Below are 23,071 nucleotides of genomic sequence, written 5' to 3'. Positions count from 1 at the left end.
TTGCCGAGTGAGTCATCCATGACACCCAACGACGCCCACGACGCCTTCTGGGACAACGCCCAGTTGGTCACCTTGATCGACGGCCTGGTGGAGTGCGGCTGGTATGTCGGTGAAGGGTTTCTCGACCCGGGCCTGTGCCAGGGACTGCGGGATGACATGGAGCGACTGCACCAGCGCCAGGCACTTCAGGAGGCGGCCATCGGCCGCGGCGACGAGCGCACGCTGCGACGCGACATCCGTGGCGACGCGATCCACTGGCTGGATCGGGAGAGCCTGGCCCAGCGTCGCTACCTGACGCTGATGAGCGAACTCCAGCAACAGATCAACGTCGCCCTTTACGCCGGACTGTTCGAGTTCGAGGCCCACTTCGCCCTCTATCCACCGGGAGCGTTCTACCGCAAGCATTACGACAGCTTTCGGGGCCGGGCCAACCGCGTCATCTCCACGGTGTTGTACCTCAATCCGGAGTGGCCGGCGGACGGCGGCGGCGAGATGGTGCTCTACGATGCGCAGGAGACCGATCGCGAAGTGGCACGCGTTCAGCCGCAAGCGGGCACTTTCGCCTGTTTTCTATCCGACAGGATCCCCCACGAAGTGCTCCCGACCCGGCAGCCCCGGCTCAGTATCGCCGGCTGGTTTCGCCGCAACGCGTCGCTGGGCGGCGTGATCGACCCGGCGCGCTAGGCGCCCGGCAACCCGGTATCCAGGCCCGACGCCGAGTGGCCTACCGCTCGCTCGCCGAGGCGGTAGTAACCTGATCGTTGTGGCCATCGGCTGCCACGACATCGTCCGGCAGCGCCGTCTCCACGTCAGGAACCACCTGCGACAGATCCTCCTGGTGCTCGTGCTCGATCGCTCCCTGCACCAGTTCGTCGGTCACGCTGAGTTCGGCCCCCACCACCGACTGTTGGGGATTCGAGGTGAACGGTGCCACCGGGACCGGCGCCGGGCGCCGGCTCCGGCGCCAGACGAAGAAGACCACCAGCGCCACGCCCAGCCCGGCCAGCGCCACGAACAGCCCGACATTGCCGACATGAATCATCAGTGGCGTGATCAGCGGCGGGCTGAGGGTGGCGCCCAGGGCGTTGATCAGCAACAGCCCCTGACTCATCCGCACCAGCGCGCCGGCCGGGGCGCGGTCGGCGGCGTGGCTCACCGCCACCGGATAGATCGCGAACACCCCGCCGCCCACCAGGAACAGCATCGCCGCGAGCAATCCCGGCAGGTTGGGCAGCAGGATCACGCCGCCACACAGTACCGCCAGCACCACGCCGATCATGATCAGCACGATCTGACGGTCGTGTCGGTCCGACCAGCGCCCGATGGGATACTGCAGCAGCATCCCACCAAGAATCACGATCGCCATCATCTCGCCGATCTGCTGCACCTCGAAACCACTGCGCTGAAGATAGAGCGGCAGCAGACTATAGATGGCCGACACTGCCAGACCGGAACCGAAGCAGCCCATTACCCCGGTCGGCGTCACCGTGATCAACCGCCACGGCGACAGCGGCTCGGCGTGCTCGATGAGCGGAGAGACCCGCGGGATCATGCCCAGCGGCAACACCGACAGCGACGCCAGCATGGCGATGACCATGAACGGCTGGCTGGCACCGGCGCGGTCCGCCACGCCCAGCAGCAACTGCCCGATGACCCCGGCGCCGTAGAGCGCGATCATGTAGAGCGCCAGCAGACGGCCGCGTACGCGGGTATCCGCCGCGGTCAGCAACCAGCTTTCGATGACCAGATAGACACCCAGTGTCGCCCACCCGCCGATCAGGCGCAGCGTGAACCACAGCGGCGCGTTGAGCCACAGCCCCTGCAGCAGCACGGTGACAGCCACCAGCGACGCAAAGCAGGCGTAGGCACGAATGTGGCCGATCCGCAGCAATAGCCGATCGTTGAACAGCGCGCCGATCGCCAGCCCGATGTAGTAGGCGGCCGAGACCCAGCCGATGGTAGTGACCGACTCTCCCGCCGCGTCCAGACGCAGGGTGATCAGCGACGCCAGAAAGCCGTTGCCGATGCCCAGGATGAAAAGGCCGAGCAGGGGTGCCAGCGCCATGGAGAGTAACTGCCGAGACATAAAACCTTGGACCTCGAGCCTGAAATTCAGATCGGCCGGCAGCGGGAGGAAGCGATCGCGACAGCCGGAAGCGAGCGCACTATACGCCCGGCCCTGCGCCAAAAGAAGTCGAAAAAGCGGCTGAAAAAGGGCTATCGCGCCGCTTTGGGGCAACGCCTGCCTTCGTCATTACCTGGCGTTATCCAAAATGGCCGTCTGACGATACGAACCGGTATCGAAGTCACGCCTGTCGCGACCGGGCAATGGAGTGTCAGCGGCTTTTTGGCAGGAAACGGCGTATGCTGAGCCATTAGCACGCTAACCCGCCTCCCCTGCCTCACGCCCAGGACACCATGCCCGCAGACATCGCCGACAATCCCGTTAATCGTCAGCCCGGTTTCGTCCCCTTTCTTGCCTCGCGCCTCTGCGCGGTCTTTGCCATGCAGATCCAGGCGATCGTGGTGGCATGGCAGGTCTACGACATTACCCACGATCCGCTGACACTGGGCTATGTGGGCCTGGCCCAGTTCCTGCCGATGATCGTTCTGCTGCTGCCCGCCGGCGACGTGGTCGACCGCTTCGATCGCAAGCGGATCCTGCAACTCAGCTGGGCCGCCCAAGCGCTCTGCAGCGTGTTGCTGATCCTGCTCTCGCTCCACCAGCCCGATTCGGCAGCGCCTTTCTACGCGGTGCTGGTGCTGTTCGGTGCCGCCCGAGCCTTCACCGGGCCGACGCTGCAGAGCCTGCTGCCGCAGATCGTGCCGCGTGACCAGCTGGGCAAGGCGATTGCCGTCAACTCATCGATCATGAAGATAGGCGTCATCGGCGGGCCCATGCTCGGCGGTCTGCTCTACGCCTTCGGCCCGACGCTCACCTATGGCGTCAACCTCGGCTGCTTCGTCATTGCCCAACTGGCGTTGGCCGGCGTGCCGGTGCGTTACGCGTTCGAACGGGTCCAGACCGACGATACCGCCTGGCAGCGCTTCACCGCCGGGATCCACTACATCCGCAACAAGCCGGTCATCCTGGGCGTCATCTCGCTGGACCTGTTCGCCGTGCTGTTCGGGGGGATCGTCGCGCTGCTGCCGGTCTACGCCCACGAAATCCTTCACGTCGGCCCGGAGGGCCTCGGCGCGCTGCGCAGCTCGATTGCCATCGGCGCCTTCCTGATGGGGCTCTATCTCGGCGTCAGGGCGATCAAGCGACACGCCGGGCTGATCATGTTTGCCGCGGTGGCGGTGTTCGGCATCGCCAATCTCGTGTTCGCGCTCTCGCACTGGTTCTGGCTCTCGTTCGGCGCCCTGCTGATCGCCGGTGCCGCCGACATGATCAGCGTCTACGTGCGTCTGACGCTGCTGCAGCTCGCCACGCCCGACGAGATGCGCGGCCGGGTCAACGCCGTCAACATGCTGTTCATCGGTGCCTCCAACGAACTCGGCGAGTTCGAGTCCGGTGTCACCGCTTCCTGGTTCGGCACCGTGCCGGCAGCGGTCATCGGCTCGGTAGGAACGCTGGCGATCGTCGGGCTGTGGATGTGGCGCTTTCCGGTATTGCGGCGCACCGACCGCCTCGAAGACGTCGAGGAGGAGCCGATGGCGCCGTCGCCCGTGGTGTCCGCGGGCAAGTCGGCATAATCCGAGGGAGAAGCCGGCGAGCATCACTCCGCCCCCCGGCTCTCGTACTCGAACAGCTTGGCCAGTCGCGCTGCCACCGGTGTCAGCGGCACCCCGCGGCGCTTGATCATGTGGAAGGTCGCCAGCGGCAGCGAGTCGTCCAGGGTCAGCTCCATCAGTTCGCCCATGCCGTGCTGGGCGGTCATCTGCGCGGCAAAGGCGCCGACCATCTCGCTGTGCTGGATCAGGTTGAGCGAGGTGGTGAAGGAGTCGCACACCACGCTGACCTGGTCACGCGAGAAGCCGTGACGTTCCAGGGTGTCGGCAAGATCGGCGTAATAGCCGCTGCGCGCCGTCGGCAGCACCCAGTCGCAGTCGATTAACTCCTTCAACCGGCGGGCGCCGGCCTTGGGGTGATCCCGTCTCAGAACCACGACGAAAGGCGTCGAAAACAGCGGTAGCGCCTCGAGATCGCTATCGAGCACGCCGCTGGAGAGCGTATTGATCGAGAAATCCAGCTCGCCATCGCGCAGTCCCGCCACCATCGACGACAGCTGCCCCTCGATCACCCGCAACCTGACATTGGGCAGCTCCCGCCGGAAGCGCCCGACCACTTGAGGTAGCAGCGTGCGTGCCACCGTGGCCGACGCCCCCATCACGATCTGCCCGCGCAGCACCCCGTTCAACTGCTCCACGTTTTCCCGCGCCCGGCGCAGCTCTTCGATGATCAGATGGGCGTGTTGATCGAAGGCCCGCCCGGAGTCGGTCAGCGTCACGCCCCGGGAAGTGCGCACCAGCAGCGCCGCGCCCAGCCCCTCCTCCAGTTCCCGAATGGCCTTGGTCAGGCCCGGCTGGGACAGCCCCAGCTCACGCGCCGCCGCCCGGATGCTGCCGCGACGGGAGACTTCGACGAAGGCCCGAATCTGATGAAGTTTGATCGGATAATGCACAGGACGCCCCCACTCGCGCGATTACCGCAGGTTATCACCAAAAAGTAATCGACATCTTTTGCCGATCCCGAGCCGGCACTACTGTGTTTCGAGGTCGATGACAACGACTCGCCCTGACGCCGGACGCCTCAGGTCCTGCTCACCCTGTCCACGCGACTCGCGGCGTCTAGGATGAACAGGCCCAAACACAATCGACCGTCGGCTCGGGCAAGGCAGAGACAACAGCGCGATACAACATACGATCGGTCCAGCCGGTCGACAACAACCGACTCAGGAGTCCCTCATGACAGCGACCGCGTCTCGCGACGCCGCTCGTCCGCGGCTGTCCATCCGACTGTTGAACGCCATCGAGCGTTTCGGCAACCGGCTTCCCGATCCCTTCATGATCTTCGTCTTGCTGGCTGCCGCCGTGCTGGTGGCATCGGTACTGTTCGCCGTCGCCGGTGCCACCGTCGAGCATCCCGGCAGTGGCGAGGTGGAGGCGATTCGCAGCCTGGTCTCGGCGCCGGGCATCCAGTTCATTCTCGACTCGATGCTCGATAACTTCACCGGTTTCGCACCGCTCGGCCTGGTGCTGTCGATGATGCTGGGGATCGGTCTGGCCGAGAAGCTGGGGCTGCTGGAGACCCTGGTACGCCACACCATTCTGTCGGCACCCAAGCGACTGGTGACCTATACCGTCGCCTTCACCGGAATCATGATGAATGTCGCTTCCGACGCCTCGCTGATCCTGCTGCCGCCGTTGGCAGCGATGGTCTACCACTCGCTGGGACGCCACCCGATCGCCGGCCTGGCGCTCGGTTTCGCCAGCGCCGGCGCGGGGTTCACCGCCAACCTGTTGATCGTCGGTACCGACGCGTTGCTGTCGGGCATCTCCACCGAGGCGGCCCGCATCGTCAGCCCCGACATGACGGTGACCCCGGTGGACAACTGGTACTTCAACTGTGTCTCCGTCTTCGTGCTCACCGTCGTGGCCGCCGTCGTCACCGAGCGGGTCATCGAGCCGCGCCTCGGCAGCTACCGGGGCGACGTCGAGCAGGTCGAGAGCAGCGAACCGCCGAACGCCCGCCGCGGCCTTCGCAACGCCGGCATTGCCGCGCTGGTTTACGTCGCCGCCATCGCCACGCTGCTGTTCTGGCCGAACTCGCCGCTGCGCGGCCCGGACGGCAGCCTGATTCCGTCACCGTTTCTCAGCGGCATCATCCCGATCATCCTGTTCTTCTTCATCACCGTCAGCGTGACCTGGGGCATCACCGTGGGTCGCATCAAGCGCTCGCGCGACGTATCCGAGAACATGGCCGAGGCGATGCGCGACCTGGGCAGCTATATCGTGCTGATCTTCGCCGCCTCGCAGTTCATCGCCTGGTTCAACTGGACGCATATCGGTACCTGGATCGCGGTCAACGGCGCCGACCTGCTGACCGCGATGGACTTCACCGGGTTCCCGGTCATCCTCTGCTACATCGTCTTCACCGCCTGCATGAACCTGCTGATCTTCAGCGGCTCGGCGAAGTGGGCACTGGAAGCCCCGGTGTTCGTGCCGATGTTCATGCAGCTCGGCTATCACCCGGCCTTCGTCCAGGTCGCCTATCGCATCGCCGACTCCTCGACCAACATCATCTCGCCGCTCAACCCCTACATGATCGTGGTGCTCACCTTCATCCGGAAATACGACAAGAACGCCGGCCTCGGCACGCTGATGTCGCTGATGCTGCCTTACACCCTGGCATTTCTGGGGATCTGGATCCTGTTGCTGACGGCGTTCTACCTGCTGGGAATTCCCTACGGTCCGGGTATCACCACCTACTTGCCGTCCTGACGCCGAGGGACGGAGTGGGAGACAAGGCATGAAGACATCCAACAGGCGGAGAACGACACCATGAGTACCGTTACCGAATTCGAACTGGCCCCGGCGATCGAAGCGCTGAGACCGCAGTTGAAGGCGTGGCGAAGGGATTTCCACCATCACGCCGAGTCCGGCTGGGTCGAATTCCGGACCGCCTCGATCGTTGCCGAGGAGCTCGAGCGGCTGGGCTACGACGTCAGTGTCGGCCGCGAGGTGATCGACGCCGACAGCCGCATGGGCGTGCCCGAGCCCGAAGTGCTGGCCCAGGCGCTGGAGCGCGCCCGCGACCAGGGCGCCGTGGCGCGCTGGTTGCCCGCGCTTGCCGGCGGCTATACCGGCGTGGTCGCCAATCTGGAGACCGGTCGACCGGGGCCGACGCTGGCCTATCGCGTCGATCTCGATGCGCTCGATCTCGAGGAGTCCCGGGCCGACGACCATCGTCCCGCCCGCGAGGGGTTCGCCTCCCGCAACGCCGGCATGATGCACGCCTGCGGCCACGATGGTCATACCACCATCGGGCTGGGGCTGGCGCGGCTGTTCATCGAACTCAAGGCGCAGTTGAGCGGCCGGATCAAGCTGATCTTCCAGCCCGCGGAAGAAGGCGTACGTGGCGCGAGATCGATGGTCGAAGCCGGCGTGCTCGATGACGTGGATATCTTCATCGCCACCCATATCGGCACCGGGGTGCCCAAGGGAACGGTCGTCTGCGGCCACAACGGCTATCTCGCCACCACCAAGCTCGATGTCACCTTCACCGGCGTGCCGGCCCACGCCGGCGCCAATCCGGAAGCCGGCAACAACGCCCTGCTGGCCGCCGCCCAGGCCGCCCTGGGACTGCACGCCATCCCCCGTCACAGCGCCGGCGCCTCGCGCATCAACGTCGGCGTGCTCAGCGCCGGCAGCGGCCGCAACGTGGTGCCGGGCACCGCCACGCTCAAGCTCGAGACCCGGGGCGAGACCAGCGAGATCGACGAGGAAATGCAACGCCGAGCGCTGGCCGTGCTGCGCGGCGCGGCGGCGATGCAGGACGTCGAGATGGCGTACCGCCTTGCCGGCGAAGCACGCAACTGCGAACCGAGCCCGGCGCTGGTCGATTTCATCCACTCGCACATCGCCGCTCTTCCCGGGATCGATAGCGTGATCGCGACCGAAAATCGCCCTTCCGGCTCCGAGGATGCCACCACCATGATGCAGCGCGTGCGGGAACGCGGCGGGCTGGCGACCTACATGGTGTTCGGCACCGAGCTGGCCGCCGGCCACCATCATCAATGCTTCGATTTCGACGAGGACGTGCTGGCGGTGGCCATCCACACCCTGGCCCATCTGGCCCTGCAGGCAGACGCCCCGGCGCTTCGCCGACACTCCGAGAAGAGCTGAAGAGAGGTAATTTCATGGACGCAACCGCGACCGACGCCACCACCCGGCAGCTCGACACCCTGATCGAGAACAAGCGCCATCGCTTCATCGACCACGCCAACCAGGTATGGGAACTGGCCGAGACCCGGTTCGAGGAAACCCGCTCTGCGGCAACGCTGAGCGCGGCGCTGGAAGCCGAGGGCTTTCGCGTCGAACGCGGCATCGCCGGCATCGAGACCGCCTTCGTCGCCAGCTACGGCGCCGGCAAACCGGTCATCGCCCTGCTCGGCGAATACGACGCCCTGGCCGGGCTCAGCCAGCGCGGCGAAGCCAGCCGGGCCGAACCCCTGATCGACAACGGCAACGGTCATGGCTGCGGCCATAACCTGCTCGGTGTCGCCGCACTGGCCGGCGCGGTCGGCGTGCGTGACTACATGGCCGACAACGCGCTCTCCGGCACCGTGCGCTTCTACGGCTGCCCCGGCGAAGAGGGTGGCTCCGGCAAGACCTTCATGGTGCGCGAGGGCGTGTTCGACGATGTCGACGCCGCGCTCACCTGGCATCCACAGGCGTTCAACGCCATCTTCTCGACGCCGACGCTGGCCAATATCCAGGCCTACTTCCGGTTCAAGGGCACCTCCGCCCACGCCGCCAACTCGCCGCATCTCGGGCGTAGCGCGCTGGACGCGGTGGAGCTGATGAACGTGGGCGCCAACTATCTGCGCGAGCACATCGTGCCGGATGCACGCCTGCACTACTCGATCACTCGCACCGGTGGCGCCTCCCCCAACGTCGTCCAGGCGGACGCCGAGGTGCTCTACCTGATGCGCGCCCGGCGCATGAGCGATGTCCAGGCGATCTTCGAACGCATCCAGAAAATCGCCGAGGGCGCGGCGCTGATGACCGGCACCCGGGTCGAGATGACGTTCGACAAGGCCTGCTCGGGCTACCGCCCCAATCGCACCCTGGAGCGGCTGATGCAGTCACAGTTCGAGGCGTTCGGCCCGCCGCGTCACGATCCCGATGAGATCGCCTACGGGGAGCGCATCAAGGCAACGGTCAGCGACGACGACCTGCGCACCACCTACGCCAACATCGTCGCAACCGGGGGTGAGGCTGGCGAGGCTTACGTCGAGGGGCTCGCCGACAGGGCGCTGGTCGACGACCTCGCCCCCTACAGTGCCAGCGAAGCGCTCATGTACGGCTCCACCGATGTCGGCGACGTCAGTTGGGTCGTGCCGACCGCCCAGTGCTACGTCAACTGCTTTGCCCTGGGCACACCGCTGCACACCTGGCAGGTGGTCGCCCAGGGGCGCAGCTCGCTGGGCCACAAGGGCATGCTCCAGGCGGCCAAGGTGATGGCCGGCACCGCCGTCGCGCTCATGCAGGATCCGGCCACCCTGGCCGAGGCCCGGGCGGAGCTGGACAGGGCGACCCGACGCGAGCCCTACCGCTGCCCCATCCCGGACGACGTCGCTCCCTCGCCCCTGAAGGGGTAGCGGAGAACGGCTCGAAAGCGCGATCCGCCACCAGGATCCGCTCGCACGATTCACGCGGTCATGGTGGCGCCGTTTCTTTCACGAGGCTAGGCGCGAGCCTCGGGGCATGGTGGCGCCAAGCGCTTGATTCTTCATAACGTCTCGCGCGGAAACCGGCCGGTTCCCTCGGGCTGCGCCCCAAATGCCCCCGGCTTCATTGCATGATTGAACAAGGGAGCAACCCATACCGGGATCCCGCGCCTGGCCTGAACCCACCCCACGTCGCGACGCGGTTCGCGGCGTATTTTGTGAACCGGCCCTAAACCTTCGTAGCAGAAGAACCATTCTTGTCGCCCGCCCCGTCCAAGCCCGAAGCTAATCCGGTGCAACCCGAACCAGAGGCCAAGCGCGACCGCTCATGATGAAGTGGTCCGCTTTTTCATTTTTGGACCCTTACGCAGGCGATAACCCATGAACCGGCCCGCATTATCGTTTTCGATCGATGGCGACTTCGCCCTCGACTCGCCGCCCCGCACGCCGCACTGGCCGCCCGTGCAACCTCTCGAGGCCAACCGGCACGCAGCATCGTCGGACATTCACTGGCAACGCTTTGCCGTCGCCTACGACTATCCCGTGGCCTTCACTCGGGAGATCTTCTCCCTCGACAACGCCCTGCTGGCCGATGTCATCTCGCGCCGCGAGCCCTGCAAGCCCCATCGCTGCCTGGTCTATGTCGATAGCGGTGTGGCGGCGACCTGGCCGGATCTGAACCGTCGTATCGAGGCCTACTTCACCGCCCATGCGAACCGGCTGACACTGCTGGCGGCGCCGATCACCGTGCCGGGCGGCGAGTCCGTGAAGGCCAATCTGGACACCATCGACGACGTACTGGAGGGCATCCGGCGCTACGGTGTCGATCGCCACGCCTACCTGATCGTCATCGGTGGCGGCGCGGTCCTGGACGCCCTCGGGCTTGCCGCGGCCATGGGTCACCGCGGCGTCCGCCTGATCAGGCTGCCCACCACCGTGCTGTCGCAGAACGACAGCGGGGTCGGGGTCAAGAATGCAGTCAACTTCAAGGGCTACAAGAACTTCATCGGCACCTTCGCCCCGCCCTGGGCGGTGCTCAACGACTTCGACTTCCTGAGCACGCTCTCGCGGCGCGACCGGCTGGCCGGCATCTCCGAAGCGATCAAGGTGGCGCTGATCCGTGACGGCGAGTTCTTCAACTGGCTGGAAGCCAACGCCGACTCGCTGGCCGAGTTCGATCCGCGTACCGAGGAGGTGATGATCCGACGCAGCGCCGAACTGCACATGCAGCAGATCGGCCGCGGCGGCGATCCGTTCGAACAGGGTTCGTCGCGGCCGCTGGATTACGGCCACTGGGCGGCACACAAGCTCGAGGCATTGACCCATCACGGCATCGGCCACGGTGAGGCCGTCGCCATCGGCATCGCCCTGGACGCGCGATACTCCGTGCTCACGGGCCTGCTCCCCGCTGGCGCCGAGTGGCGCATCGTGTGGCTGCTGAAGCGGCTGGGGCTGCCGGTCTTCCATAGCCAGTTGATGGAGCTCGGCGATGACGGCGATCTGGCCGTCATGTCGGGACTCAAGGAGTTTCAGCAACATCTCGGCGGTGAGCTGACGATCACGCTGCTGGCTGCGCTGGGCCGTGGACACGATGTCCACGAGATCGATGAAACCACCATGACAGCCGCGATCGACTGGCTGCGCGAAGAGGCAAACCGTGATGCAGCTGCATGATGATCTGGGCCAACTGACCTACTGTCTCAATATTCACCCGACTCAGTCCTGGGAGGCGGTGCGCGAGGCGCTGCTCGGGCCGGTCAAGCGCGTACGCCAGAACGTCTGCCCCGAGGCGCCCTTCGGCGTGGGTCTGCGCCTGTCTGCCCAGGCGTTGGAGGAACTCCGCGCCCCCGAGGCGCGGGCCGAGCTCAAGGAGATCCTCGCGCGGGAAAACTATCGCGTGGTGACCATGAACGGGTTTCCGTTCGGCCCTTTCCACGGCATCCCGGTCAAGCAGGCCGTCTACCAGCCCGACTGGAAGCAGCGCGCCCGCCTCGACTACACCTGCTGGCTTGCCGACCTGATGGTGGAGCTTGGCGTCGCCGGCGACACCCTGAGCCTTAGCACCGTCCCCGGCACCTACAAGCCCTTGGCCGAGGGGGCCGCGCCGGCGATGGCGGAAAACCTGCTCAAGGCGGCGGCCCACTGCGTCAAGCTCGCCCGGCAGACCCAGGTCACCATCGCCATCGCGCTGGAGCCCGAGCCGCACTGTTTCCTCGAGACCATCGACGAAACCATCGCGTTCTTCCGCGATTATCTCTACTCCGATGCCGCCGTGGCACGCTTGAGCGAGCTGACCGGACTCTCCCCCGAGGCATCGAGAGAGGCGCTGCCGCGCCATCTCGGCGTCTGCTACGACGTCTGCCACGCCGCCGTCGAGTTCGAGGATCCGGCCGCCAGCATCGAGGCACTGCGCGCCGCCGGCGTCCCGATCCACAAGCTGCAGTTGAGTGCCGCGCTACGCGTTCCACGGATCGACGCGGCGAAGCGCGATGCCCTGGCGCCGTTCTGCGAGCGCACCTACCTGCATCAGGTCGTGGTCTCCACCGCAGAGGGACTGGTGCGATACGCGGACCTGCCCGAGGCACTGGCCGACGACGCCAGAGCCGATGGTGAAGAGTGGCGCGTGCACTTTCATGTGCCGATCTTCGTGGACGCCATTGCGCCCTTCGAGACCACCCAGTCGTTCCTGGTCGACATTCTCGCCCTGCATCGCCAGCGACCGATCTCTCAGCACCTGGAAGTGGAGACCTACACATGGCAGGTATTACCGGAGAACCTGCGCACGGAGAGCGTGGAAGCGGCCATATCCCGCGAGCTGACCTGGGTCGAACGACAGCTGGCGTGACCACGGCGGGGCCAGCCAGGAAGCGGAGCGCCAGGATCTGGCTGGAGCTGGGGCGCGTTTCCAACCTGCCCACGGTCTGGAGCAACGTGCTGGCCGGCAGCGCCCTGGCGGGCGCCAGTGGCGCCGCGCTGTGGCATACCGCCGGGCTCTGGACGTCGCTGCTGGCACTGACGCTTTTCTATCTCGGCGGCATGTACCTCAACGACGCCTGCGATGCCGAGATCGATGCCCGCGAACGTGCCGATCGGCCCATTCCCCGGGGAGACGTCGGCCGCCTGACCGTCACGCTGCTGGGCGCAGCGATGCTGACACTGGGAAGCGGGCTGCTGCTTCTGAGCCATCCGCCAGCCGGCATGACCGGCCTGGCGCTGGTTGCCGCGATCCTGGGCTATGACTGGTGGCACAAGCGGATCGGCTGGAGCCCGCTGCTGATGGGGGCGTGCCGGCTGTTGACCTACCTCACCGCCGCGCTGATGGTTGCCGACACCCTCGATACGGCGGTGATCTGGGCTGCCGTCGGCCTGGCCTGTCACGTCATTGGCCTGACCTACGCCGCCCGCCAGGAAGCGACCAACCGGCTGGGCGCCGCCTGGCCGTTGGTGGTACTGTCGGTACCGGTGGCGCTGATGCTGGCCGCCATGCTGACCGGCCCCGAACCGTCGCTGCTGGCGTTGATTCTGTGGCTCGGCTATCTGATCTGGGGCGCGCGCTGCCTGCTGTGGCTATCCCGTCGCGCGGCGGGAGACGTACCACGCGCCGTCGTGGGCCTGATCGCCGCCATTTCGCTCTACGACGCCACGCTGATGGCGGCCATGGGCGCCAGCGGAATGGCCTTGCTGGGCGTTCTGGCCTTCGCCGCGACGCTGGTACTGCAACGGGTGACGTCCGGGACCTGAAGCACCGGCCACCCGGTGGCGAACGCCGACGTTATCGCTTTCCGCCTCGCTTGACGCGCAAGGCCGGGCCCGCCTCATGGTGAGGCGGGCCCGGCCTTTTTACCCTGCCTCAGACGCTGGCATCGTCGACGGCGGTCTCGCGGCTGGCCATATCGCCCTCCTCGCCTTCGAACACGTGGGCCAACACCAGTGCCTTGAACGCCTGCGCCTCGACCGGCCCTGCGGATAGCAGGTCCGGTTCGGACGAGATCACCAGTGGGCCCTGGTCGGGATCGTCGGTCAGCCGTCCGTGGGCGCCCTTGACCAGCGCGGTGTCCTTGAGCGAGATGACATCCAGCAGTTGGCGCATGCCCAGCCGCCGCTTGGCGAGTCGCCACCCCGCCGAGAGCCTGGGTGACTTCAGGGCCGGGTCGAAGAACAGTTCCACCGGGTCGTATCCCGGCTTGCGATGAATGTCGACGGTGCGGGCGTAGTCCGGCGCCCGGGTATCATCCAGCCAGTAGTAGTAGCTGAACCAGCGATCCGGCTGGGCGATCGCCACCAGCGCGCCGGAGTTGGGATGGTCCAGACCGTTCTCCCGCTTCTCGGCCTCGCCCCAGACGGCCTCCACGCCATCCAGACCTTCGAGCAGCGCCTTGACCGTCGGCACCTCTGCCGGATCGCTGACGTAGATGTGCGCCACCTGATGATCGGCCACCGCGAAGGCGCGCGACGCGCCGGGATCGAGCTGCTCCTGATCCCGTTCTCGGCGGACCGAGACCAGACCGGCCTCGCGCAACGCGCGATTGATATGAACGGCTTCGCGCACTGGCGTGATCCCGTACTCGGACACCACGATGACCCTTCGGCCTTCCCGATCGGCGGCGTCGATCAACTCGCCGCACAGGGCGTCGACGTCCCGGAGATCACGTTGCAACTCGGGATGCGACAGGTCCGGTCCCAGGCGCTGGAGGTTGTAGTCCAGGTGCGGCAGATAGGTCAGGGTCAGCGTGGGATTGCGGGTCTCCATGACATGGCGCGTCGCGTCGCTGATCCAGCGACTCGACGAGATGTCCGCCATGGGGCCCCAGAAGGTGAACAGCGGGAACGTTCCCAGCTTGGCATCGAGCTCGTCGTGCAGCTCCGGCGGGTAGGTATAGTGGTCCGGCAGCTTGCGACCGTCGGCGGGATACATCGGCCGAGGCGTGGCACTCCAGTCCGCCGTCGAATACATGTTGTACCACCAGAACATCTTGGCGCAGGTAAAGTCGGGATTCTGTCGTTTCCCGGCTTCCCAGATCTTCTCGCCCGCCACCAGGCGATTGGACTGACGCCAGAACCAGACCTCGGAAAGATCCCGGAAATACCAGCCGTTGGCCACGGCACCGTGCCGACCTGGCGGCAAGCCTGTCATCAATGTGGCCTGAACGCTGCAGGTCACCGCCGGGGTCACGGTATTCAATGGTCGCAAACCACCGCGCTCCGCGAGCCGTTTCAGAGCCGGTGTATGCTCACCGACCAGTTGGGGCGTCAGCCCGACCACGAGAATTACCAAGGTGTTGTGCATGGCGCCGACCTGCCGATTCGAGCGTGAGATTCCATCGTCACGACCTCATCGCAACGATCTGTAAAGACTGCATATCAGTTGGGAAAAGGACAGACAATCGGCGCGACGACCAACGCCCGATTTTGAGAAATTATCACTAGAAAAGTGAAGGTACCGGCCCGCTATCGGGGCAAAAAAGTCATTCGATAAGTCCGTTTCAGCATTGGATCCTGCCCCCTCGACTGGCCAGTTAATTGAGCTTGGGGATTCTTTTGGCGACCCGATAAAGTGGCTTCTGAAATCACTGGCCCGGAAATTTACATGTCCGTTACACCTTTGACGCTGCTGCGCGACTGGACCTGCCGTCAGGCCCCGGATCAAGCCCGTTGGCTCGTCGGGCAGTACGCCTCGCTGGGCCAGAGCGGCAACGAGAAGGATCTCCATCTGTTTCTCGGCCTGGTGCCGCGACGACTCGGCAAGCAGGACCTGAGGCTCACTCCACAGGACCTGGCGATGGCGAACCAGGCTTATCCGGGCTGGAATCCCGAGGGCTGGAGCCTCGATGGAGCGGCCCGCATCGCTGCCCTGCTCGCCTTCGAGGGCAACCGCCCGTTCTCGGATACGTTCCGGGATCTGGTCCGGACCGCCGATGCCCGCGAGTTGATCACGCTCTATCGAGGACTGGCTCTCTACCCCCGCCCCGAGTCGTTGACGGACGCCGTAGGCGAGGGGCTGCGCTCCAACATGCGTGCGGTGTTCGAATCCATCGTGCACGGCAACCCCTATCCGCGCGACCACTTCGATCAGCATCGCTGGAACCACATGGTGCTCAAGGCGCTGTTCGTCGGTAGCCGACTCTCCCCCATCGTCGGCCTGGACTCGCGGGTCAACGCGGAGCTGGCCGCGATCCTGCTCGACTACGCCCGGGAACGATGGGCGGCCGGGCGCGAGGTGAGCCCTGAACTGTGGCGCTGTGTCGGGCCCTTCGCCGAACGCGTTGCGGCCTACGATGCCCTGCAACGGGCCCTGGCGGGGACGCCGGAGGAGCGTGGTGCAGCGGTACTGGCACTGCTCGCGGCCGACACCCCCTACGCCCGGGACCTGCTTCAGACGGTGCCGGAGATCACCGCACTGGTCGCGGACGGACGTCTCGACTGGAACCACCTCACCCTGAAAAAAGAGGCCGCCTGAGATGTTCATCGATCCCCATGCCCACATGGTGTCTCGCACCACCGACGACTACGAGGCCATGGCCGCCGCCGGCATCGTGGCCCTGGTCGAACCGGCGTTCTGGGTCGGCCAGCCCCGGACCTTCGTCGGTACCTACGTCGACTACCTCTCCTCCCTGGTGGGTTGGGAGCGCTTCCGTGCCGGCCAGTTCGGTATCCGTCACTACTGCACCATCGGCCTCAACTCGAAGGAGGCCAACAACGAGGCGCTGGCGGAGGGTGTGATGGAGTGGCTGCCACGGTTCGCCCTCAAGGAGGGCGTCGTCGCCATCGGCGAGATCGGCTATGACGAGCAGACCCCACTCGAGGACAAGTACTTTCGTGCCCAACTGGCACTGGCCAAGCAGCTCGAACTGCCAGTGATGGTGCACACGCCGCACCGCGACAAGAAACGCGGCACCTCGCGCTCGATGGACGTCTGCGAGGAGATGGGGCTCGATCCGTCGTGGGTGGTCATCGATCACAACAACGAGGAGACCGTGCGTGAGACGCTCGATCGCGGTTACTGGGCCGGTTTCTCGATCTACCCGTCGACCAAGATGGGCAACGCGCGAATGGTCGAGCTGCTCAAACAGTATGGCGGCAACCGGATCATCGTCGACAGCGCCTGCGACTGGGGAATCTCGGACTGTCTCGGCGTCCCCAAGACGGCGCGGCTGGCGCTCGAATCCGGCATTGCCGAGAGCGTGGTACGCCAGGTCACCTACGACAACGCCCTCGCCGTCTACGGCAAGAGCGGCCAGATGCACGCCGCCGATTGGCTCGATCCCGCGCCCATCGACCAGCGCACGCTATTCGAGGGCAACTCGATCCTGCGAGGCGGCCGCGATCCGCGGGTGGAGGCAGCGGCTGATCGCCGCCGCGACCGGCTGCTGATCGAATAGCGCGAACGTCCCTCTGCTGCGGCGCCTCCGTTCAGGCTGGCACCCGGAGCCTCTCGACGGCAAAATGCGGTCAACCACCGATGCGCCGCCGAGAGGAACTTCATGGTTTCACCGATCGACAATCCTGTCACCGAATCGGACACCGATGCCAGGCGTCCCGACACCACCCTCGCCATGATCGTCTACGCCCTGCTGCTGGGCGTCTTCGTGACCGGCATCACCCCGGTGATCGGCGTGATCATCGCCTATGTCTACCGCGGCAATGGCCCGCGCTGGCTGGACGAGCACTACCGCTACCATATTCGTACTTTCTGGATCGGGCTGCTCTACGCCTGTATCAGTTGGGTACTCGCCTTCGTGCTGATCGGTTTCGTGTTGATGGCGCTGCAGGCGGTGTGGCTGATCGTTCGCTGCGTCATCGGCTTCAAGGCGTTGCAGGAACGCCGCGCGCCGGACAAGGTCGATAGCTGGCTGTGGTGATGCCGAAAGTCAGCTCCCGTTCATGCCGCCGCCCACCGTGCCGGGACGCCGAACCGAGAGATCCGGCAATGACGTGCACCGAGAGAAAGAGAGACGAATGATCGAAGGTCTTCAAGCTCGCGCCATCCACCTGCTCTGGCGTCTGCTGTCACACTGCCGGCTTAAGACGATGTGGTCGCTCGCGGGTGTCGCCAGCCGCGTGCTGTATGCCGTTTCCCGGCGGGAACGCCACGTCAGCCGACGCAATCTGGAAGTCGCCTATCCTGACGACAGTGGCGAGCAGCGTCGCAGCCGGATCCAGGCCAGCCTGCGTCACTCCGCGGCGACCATGCTGGAGCTCGGGTTCGCCTGGATCGCCGATCCCAGACGCGTCGACGCCTCGATCGTCGAGGTCCACGGTCGCGAGCTGCTGGACGAGGCTCGCGCCGAAGGTCGCGGCGTGATCGTGCTGGCGCCCCACTTCGGCAATTGGGAGGTGCTCAATTTCTGGCTGTCGAGCCACTTCCCGTTCACCGCGATGTACGAGCCGCCCAAGATGGCCGACCTCGATCCGGTCATCCGTCACGGCCGCGAGCGAATGGGGGCCGAGCTGGTACCGACCAACCCGCGCGGCGTCGCCGCCCTGCTCAAGGCACTGAAGCGCGCCGAAGCCGTCGGGATCCTGCCCGATCAGGAGCCCGACTGGGGCAGTGGCGTATTCGCCGATTTCTTTGGCCGCCCCGCCTACACCGCCACACTGCTGCCGAAGCTGGTGGCGCGGACCCAGGCTCGCGTCGTCACCGGTGTCGCCAGGCGCCTGCCCGAGGGCCGCGGCTTCGCGATCCACTTTCTGGCCGCCGATGACCGCGTCTATGACACGGATGAAAAGGTATCGGCGCTCGGCGTCAACGCCTGCGTCGAGTCAGCGATCGCGCTCGATCCGGTGCAGTACCAGTGGGAGTACAAACGCTGGAAGAAAACCGAGCAGGAGCAACAGCTCGTGCCCGGCTATCGGAAGCACAGGCTCTACAGCAAACGCTGAGCGTCGGCGCGAGCCACTGCGCTACTGAGCCAGTCCGCCGAAGTGCCCGGCCTGGTAATCGTCGATGGCCGCGACGATCTCCTCCCGGGTGTTCATCACGAACGGGCCATGGGAGACCACCGGCTCATCGATCACTGGCGCATGGCCGAAGATCAGCCGCGCCCCGGTGGTTGCGGTCAACTCGACACGATCACCCTGCCTCTCCAGTTCGATCAGGTGCTGCGCTTTGACGTCGTCGCCGCCGACGCTGACCTCGCCATCGATCAGGTAGAGAAAGACCTGTCGCCCGGCCGGGGCCGGCAGCGTAGGGGAAGCGCCTGCCGTTAGCGTCAGCGTCGACATGAACACATCGGTCAGGCTCTCGACAGGCCCGCGTTGGCCCTCGAACTCACCCGCTATCAGGTTCAGCTCACCGCCACCGGCCAGGGCAATCGCCGGAATCGACGCTTGCTGCAGCCCGATATAACGCGGCTCGCTCATCTTCAGCCGAGCCGGCAGGTTGATCCACAGCTGCAGAATCTCCAGCGGCCCACCGTCACGCAGGAACTCGGGCGGGGAGATCTCGGCGTGGACGATACCGCTGCCGGCGGTCATCCACTGCACGCCGCCGGCGTGGATCACGCTCTGATGGTCCGCGCTGTCGGCGTGGGCCAGCGAGCCTTCGAGGATGAAGGTCACCGTCTCGAAGCCACGGTGCGGATGTGGACCGAACGGCAAGCCATGGTTATTGGGCGGATAGACCTGCGGGCCGTGATGATTGAGAAACAGGAAGGGATCGAGCTGCGACAGGCGCGGCCCCGGCAGTGGGCGCCGAGTCGTCAGATCGCCGATATCGTCGCGGATGGCCGGGTGCTGGGCGACGATACGGCGGGGTCTGGCGGTGGAGACAGGGTCAGGCACGGACATGGACGACTCCTCGGTATCAGTACCCACAGCTTAGGGGTACCGGCGCCCGATGATCAGCGAATTCTTTCCCCGCGTTCGTTTCACGCAATCGTCGGGAGCGGGCTCAGGACACGCCCGCTCCCCGGGTGAGACGTTGCCAGTTGCCATGGGCGAAGGCCGCCTTGGCACGCCCCGCCAGGCCGCACCGCTCGAGGAAAGCCCGCGCATCGCCGCCCGCGCGATATTGATAGGGAAAGTCCGTGGAGAACAGCAGTCGTTCATGACCGACCACCGCCGCCGCCCGGGCCAGATAGTGCGGCAGGAACATGCCGCTGGCGGTGACGTAGAGATTGGCGCGACAGTAGTCGGCAATGGGTCGGGAGAGCGACGCCACACGCTCCATGGCGGCGAATCGCTCGATATAGAACAGCACCATCTCGCCCCAGTGGCCCAGAATCACCTGCAGTCGCGGCAAACGGTCGAACGTGCCCGCCAGCACCAGCCGCAGAAACTGGAGACCGGCGTCATAATGCCACCCGAGGCCGTAGGTCGCCAAAGCCGCATCGAGCGCCGGCGATATCCCACCATAGTAGGCTTGTCTCACCGCCGGCGGCGGCACGCGCGGGTGCAGCAGCACCGGCACGCCCAGACTTTCCGCCTGGGCGAGGATGGGCATCAGGGCGGGATCGTCCAGGTGTCGCGAACCGACCCGTCCACACAGCATCGTGCCCTTGAAGCCGAGCTCGTCGATGCAGCGCTCGAGCTCCAGCGCCGCCGCCTCGGGCTGCGAGACGGGCAGCGTCGCCAGCGCCTGAAAGCGCTGCGGATACCGGGCGACCGCCGCCGCCAGGGTGTCATTGGTGCGCTTGGCGATATCGACACTCTCCACACCCAGGTCGTGCAGTGCCGGCGTGGTCAGCGAGAGGACCTGCACGTCCAGCCCCGTTTCATCCATCAGCGCCAGACGCTCGTCGGCCAGATTCATCAGCCGTCCGTGCCAGGTCCCGGCATGCAGCGCCACGCTCGGGTCCGTCTGTTCCAGCCCCAGCGAGCGCCAGGCGCGATCGATCTCCGGCGTCAGGAAATGCTCTTCGATCCCGATCAGGTGCATGGCGACAGCCTCACCACGGCACGATCTTGCCGAAGCGGTCGAGATACTCGATGCCCGGCCGGCCTCTCTTCTCCAGCAGGACATCGACGATCGCCGGCACCGTCTCTGCCATCGTATAGGGCGCGTCATCTCCTCCCAGGTCGGTACGAATCCAGCCCGGCGCCATCACCAGTACTGCCCGCCCGATAGCGGCGTGACGCGCCGCGAAGCTGCGCATGAACATGTTGAGCGCGGCCTTGCTGCCGCGGTAGAGCTCGCGCATGCCGTTCTCGTTGTTGGCGATGCTGCCCTGCCCGGAAGACATCACGCCGATCAGTCCCGACGTCGGCACCAGAGGCTCGAACTTCTCGATCACGCGCATCGGACTGAGCGCGTTGGTGATCATGATCCGGGTGAACGCTTCGGTGGAGATGGTGCCGATGGCCTGATCGGGGTCCCGGTTGGTGGTCCCGGCATTGACGAACAGCAGATCGATCGACCGCCCCGCCAGGCGTTGGTGCAGCGCGTCGATCTGATCCGGATCCGTGACGTCGAGGGTCTCGATCTCGACCCGGCCGGGGTTGTCGTCCGCCAGGGTGTGCAACGGCGTCTGCTCGGCACCGGCGCGAACCGTTCCGATGACGTCCCACTCGGTTTCCGGTGTCGCGCCTCGCGTCAGCAGCTCCGCGGCGATGGCGTGGCCCAGACCCCGCGAGGCGCCCACGATCAGGGCGGTCAGGCGATTGGCAACTGTCGTCATGGGAAGTGACCTCATGGATGTTGGGTTCATCTCAAGGATGGCGGTCGGCGTGACAATGCACCAGACGCATGACATGCACATGATCATTGCATCAAACGCTAGTCCAGAAGCAGGTTCTCGGTTACCGTGAGTCGATGAACGACATCGATCTGAACCTTCTCATCGCGCTGGACGTGCTGCTGGAAGAGGGCAGCGTGACAGCGGCCGCGAAGCGCTTGAACCTCAGCGCGTCGGCGATGAGCCGTACGCTCAAGCGTCTGCGCGAGGCGACGGGAGATCCGCTGCTGGTGCGGGCGGGACGCGGGCTGGTACCTACCCCCCACGCCTCCTCGCTACGCGATCGCGTTCATGAACTGGCGCGGGAGTCGCGCTCGATCCTGCGTCCACGCCCACACGACCTCGATCTCTCGACGCTGGAGCGGACGTTCACCCTGCGCACCAACGCGTCGTTCGTCGAACGCTTTTCGGTGCCGCTGGTGAATGCCATTGCGGAAGCCGCGCCGCGGGTGTGCCTGCGCTTCGTGCCCAAGCCGACCAAAGCGATAGAGCCCCTGCGTGACGGTCAGCTCGACCTCGAGGTCGGGGTCATCGAGACCACCGCGCCGGAGCTGCTGACGCGGGGGCTATTTCAGGACCGCTTCGTCGGCGTCGCGGGCCAGGGGCATGCGTTGCTCGATGACGCCATCACGCCGCAACGCCTCGCCGCGTGCCGGCACGTGATGGCGTCTCCCAGCGGCGAATTCACCGGACCAATGGAACAGGCGTTGAGCGCACTCAGCCTCGACCGGGAATTCGGCGTCATCGTGCCGGGCTTCTCGGATGCCCTGCGGATCGCTCGCCACACCGATCGGATCACGCTGGTACCGCACTCCTGCCTGATGCCGGTGCGACGGCATGAAGATCCCAAGCCCCTGGTGATGTTCGAGCTCCCCGCGCCGATCGATCCGTTCACGATCTCGGCGCTGTGGCATCCGCGGCTGGGTGCCGACCCGGCTCATCGCTGGTTCCGGGAACTGGTGATATCGACCTGTCGCGCGGCCTATCGGGAGACTTGAGCTTCCGGCGTCGATCACCCGATCTCCTCGAGGCCGGCGGTCGTCAATGCTGCCTCGATCACCGCCACCAGCGGCGACTGCGTCGGTGAAAGGCGCGAGACCATTACCAGCTCGCGGTAAAACGTCTGTTCCCCCAGCGCCACGATCCTTACCGGCGGCGGTTGCCGATGTCGCCACAGCCCGGTCAGCGGAATCAGCGCCACGCCCAGACCGAATTCGACCATTCTGGCAATCGCGTCGATCTCATCGAGTTCCAGCCGAATCGCCGGACGCAGTCGCCGCCGCTCGAGGAAGCGGACCACCTGACGTCCGCCGAAGGAGCCCCGGTCGTAGAGCACCAGCGGATGGGTCTCGAGCAGTGCTTCGACGCTCTCACCATCGCTATCGGCCGGCGCTATCATCACGAAGGGCTCGCGTGCGATCACGCGAGCATGGAGATCGCCGGGTAGCGCAAAGGGGGGCTGGACGATCATCGCCATGTCCAGATCACCCTTGTCGACCTGATCGAGCAGCGTCAGCGACACCCCTGGCACGATCCGGGTCATGACCCCGGGTGCCGAGACCCCCAACGTTCGCAGCACGTCGGGCAGCAGCCCGCTCTGGACGCTGGCGATGGCGCCGAGGTGCCATTCGCCGGCCAGGTCGCCGCTATCGGCATTGCGAATACGATCGGCCAGGGCCAGCATCTCCTCGGCCCGGGGCAGCAGTCGGCGTCCGGCAGCGTTGAGCCTGACGGCGCGCCCGGTCCGCTCGAACAGCGGCTCGCCGAGGTCGGCCTCGAGATTTCGAATCTGGGTGCTGACGGCGGACTGGGTCAGCCCCACCGCCCCACCGGCGGCGGAGAAGGTCCCGTGGCGAACCACGGCGAGAAAGGTCTTGAGCTCTCTGAGCATGGGATCGACGGCCACCAGAATACAAACAATTTGATATCAGACAGCAATATTATGCGCTTTCCATCAAATTTAATCGCGTTCAGAATGACTCGACATCAATGCCCCCCAGG

Annotated in this window: 21 protein-coding genes; 14 read left to right on the top strand and 7 right to left on the bottom strand. The window is 65.7% G+C overall.

Features of this window, described 5'->3' with window-relative positions; all coding sequences use genetic code 11:
* Positions 1–18: 18 nt before the first annotated feature.
* Positions 19–684, top strand: coding sequence for a 2OG-Fe(II) oxygenase (locus AAGT95_RS11225; RefSeq protein ID WP_342593836.1), 666 nt, complete (start codon positions 19–21; stop codon positions 682–684).
* A 40-nt stretch (positions 685–724) separates the two neighbouring features.
* Here AAGT95_RS11225 and AAGT95_RS11220 read toward each other — a convergent pair whose 3' ends face one another.
* Positions 725–2,086 (bottom strand): MFS transporter, encoded by a 1,362-nt coding sequence (locus AAGT95_RS11220; RefSeq protein WP_342593835.1) that lies wholly within the window; start codon positions 2,084–2,086, stop codon positions 725–727.
* Positions 2,087–2,092: 6 nt separating this feature from the next.
* On the opposite strand from AAGT95_RS11220, the gene AAGT95_RS11215 reads away from it, so the two are divergent.
* Positions 2,093–2,371: a hypothetical protein gene (locus tag AAGT95_RS11215; RefSeq protein WP_157958474.1), complete on the top strand. Its 279-nt coding sequence runs from the start codon at positions 2,093–2,095 to the stop codon at positions 2,369–2,371.
* 47 nt (positions 2,372–2,418) lie between these two features.
* The gene (locus AAGT95_RS11210; protein ID WP_342593834.1) at positions 2,419–3,699 is read left to right on the top strand and encodes an MFS transporter; all 1,281 of its coding nucleotides are present in this window, start codon (positions 2,419–2,421) and stop codon (positions 3,697–3,699) included.
* Between the two features lie 23 nt (positions 3,700–3,722).
* Here AAGT95_RS11210 and AAGT95_RS11205 read toward each other — a convergent pair whose 3' ends face one another.
* A complete protein-coding gene (locus tag AAGT95_RS11205; RefSeq protein ID WP_110602940.1) occupies positions 3,723–4,628 on the bottom strand; it encodes a LysR substrate-binding domain-containing protein in 906 nt (301 codons plus the stop codon).
* 283 nt (positions 4,629–4,911) lie between these two features.
* Between AAGT95_RS11205 and AAGT95_RS11200 the strand changes: the two genes are divergently transcribed.
* From AAGT95_RS11200 to AAGT95_RS11175, 6 genes are all read left to right on the top strand, one after another.
* Positions 4,912–6,447: an AbgT family transporter gene (locus tag AAGT95_RS11200; protein ID WP_110602939.1), complete on the top strand. Its 1,536-nt coding sequence runs from the start codon at positions 4,912–4,914 to the stop codon at positions 6,445–6,447.
* Positions 6,448–6,507: 60 nt separating this feature from the next.
* Positions 6,508–7,851 (top strand): amidohydrolase, encoded by a 1,344-nt coding sequence (locus AAGT95_RS11195; protein WP_342593833.1) that lies wholly within the window; start codon positions 6,508–6,510, stop codon positions 7,849–7,851.
* 14 nt (positions 7,852–7,865) lie between these two features.
* Positions 7,866–9,329, top strand: coding sequence for a M20 family metallopeptidase (locus AAGT95_RS11190; RefSeq protein ID WP_342593832.1), 1,464 nt, complete (start codon positions 7,866–7,868; stop codon positions 9,327–9,329).
* A 450-nt stretch (positions 9,330–9,779) separates the two neighbouring features.
* Positions 9,780–11,072 (top strand): 3-dehydroquinate synthase, encoded by a 1,293-nt coding sequence (locus AAGT95_RS11185; protein ID WP_342593831.1) that lies wholly within the window; start codon positions 9,780–9,782, stop codon positions 11,070–11,072.
* Entirely contained in the window at positions 11,059–12,243 is a 1,185-nt protein-coding gene (gene eboE, locus AAGT95_RS11180) for a metabolite traffic protein EboE (RefSeq protein ID WP_342593830.1), read from the top strand. The genes AAGT95_RS11185 and eboE overlap by 14 nt, the downstream gene beginning before the upstream one ends.
* Complete coding sequence (locus AAGT95_RS11175) at positions 12,240–13,139, top strand: UbiA family prenyltransferase (protein ID WP_342593829.1); 900 nt, start codon at positions 12,240–12,242, stop codon at positions 13,137–13,139. Before eboE ends, AAGT95_RS11175 begins: the two co-directional genes overlap by 4 nt.
* Before the next feature lie 109 nt (positions 13,140–13,248).
* On the opposite strand, the gene AAGT95_RS11170 is transcribed toward AAGT95_RS11175, so the two are convergent.
* Positions 13,249–14,685, bottom strand: coding sequence for an alkaline phosphatase family protein (locus AAGT95_RS11170; RefSeq protein ID WP_110602927.1), 1,437 nt, complete (start codon positions 14,683–14,685; stop codon positions 13,249–13,251).
* A gap of 300 nt (positions 14,686–14,985) precedes the next feature.
* On the opposite strand from AAGT95_RS11170, the gene AAGT95_RS11165 reads away from it, so the two are divergent.
* The 4 genes from AAGT95_RS11165 to AAGT95_RS11150 all read left to right on the top strand — a co-directional run bounded on the left by AAGT95_RS11165 (position 14,986) and on the right by AAGT95_RS11150 (position 18,278).
* A complete protein-coding gene (locus AAGT95_RS11165) occupies positions 14,986–15,855 on the top strand; it encodes an EboA domain-containing protein (RefSeq protein ID WP_110602925.1) in 870 nt (289 codons plus the stop codon).
* A 1-nt stretch (position 15,856) separates the two neighbouring features.
* Positions 15,857–16,777 carry a TatD family hydrolase gene (locus AAGT95_RS11160; protein ID WP_342593828.1) on the top strand — a complete coding sequence of 307 codons (921 nt, stop codon included), beginning with the start codon at positions 15,857–15,859 and terminating at the stop codon, positions 16,775–16,777.
* A gap of 102 nt (positions 16,778–16,879) precedes the next feature.
* Positions 16,880–17,257 carry a DUF4870 family protein gene (locus tag AAGT95_RS11155; protein WP_110602921.1) on the top strand — a complete coding sequence of 126 codons (378 nt, stop codon included), beginning with the start codon at positions 16,880–16,882 and terminating at the stop codon, positions 17,255–17,257.
* 97 nt (positions 17,258–17,354) lie between these two features.
* Positions 17,355–18,278, top strand: coding sequence for a lipid A biosynthesis acyltransferase (locus tag AAGT95_RS11150; protein ID WP_342593827.1), 924 nt, complete (start codon positions 17,355–17,357; stop codon positions 18,276–18,278).
* Between the two features lie 21 nt (positions 18,279–18,299).
* On the opposite strand, the gene AAGT95_RS11145 is transcribed toward AAGT95_RS11150, so the two are convergent.
* From AAGT95_RS11145 to AAGT95_RS11135, 3 genes are all read right to left on the bottom strand, one after another.
* A complete protein-coding gene (locus tag AAGT95_RS11145; RefSeq protein WP_342593826.1) occupies positions 18,300–19,184 on the bottom strand; it encodes a pirin family protein in 885 nt (294 codons plus the stop codon).
* A 103-nt stretch (positions 19,185–19,287) separates the two neighbouring features.
* Entirely contained in the window at positions 19,288–20,274 is a 987-nt protein-coding gene (locus tag AAGT95_RS11140) for an amidohydrolase family protein (RefSeq protein ID WP_342593825.1), read from the bottom strand.
* 10 nt (positions 20,275–20,284) lie between these two features.
* Positions 20,285–21,013 carry an SDR family NAD(P)-dependent oxidoreductase gene (locus tag AAGT95_RS11135; RefSeq protein WP_342593824.1) on the bottom strand — a complete coding sequence of 243 codons (729 nt, stop codon included), beginning with the start codon at positions 21,011–21,013 and terminating at the stop codon, positions 20,285–20,287.
* A gap of 134 nt (positions 21,014–21,147) precedes the next feature.
* On the opposite strand from AAGT95_RS11135, the gene AAGT95_RS11130 reads away from it, so the two are divergent.
* Entirely contained in the window at positions 21,148–22,068 is a 921-nt protein-coding gene (locus AAGT95_RS11130) for a LysR family transcriptional regulator (protein WP_342593823.1), read from the top strand.
* A 14-nt stretch (positions 22,069–22,082) separates the two neighbouring features.
* Here the strand turns inward: AAGT95_RS11130 and AAGT95_RS11125 are convergent, their stop codons facing one another.
* Positions 22,083–22,961, bottom strand: a complete 879-nt coding sequence (locus tag AAGT95_RS11125; RefSeq protein WP_342593822.1) for a LysR family transcriptional regulator — start codon at positions 22,959–22,961, stop codon at positions 22,083–22,085.
* Positions 22,962–23,071 lie beyond the last annotated feature (110 nt).

The sequence above is a fragment of the Salinicola lusitanus genome (genome assembly GCF_038648475.1).
Classification (GTDB): Bacteria; Pseudomonadota; Gammaproteobacteria; order Pseudomonadales; family Halomonadaceae; genus Salinicola; species Salinicola lusitanus.
The sequence above is the reverse complement of the archived record's forward strand: the minus strand, read 5'-3'. Positions and strand labels throughout refer to the sequence as shown.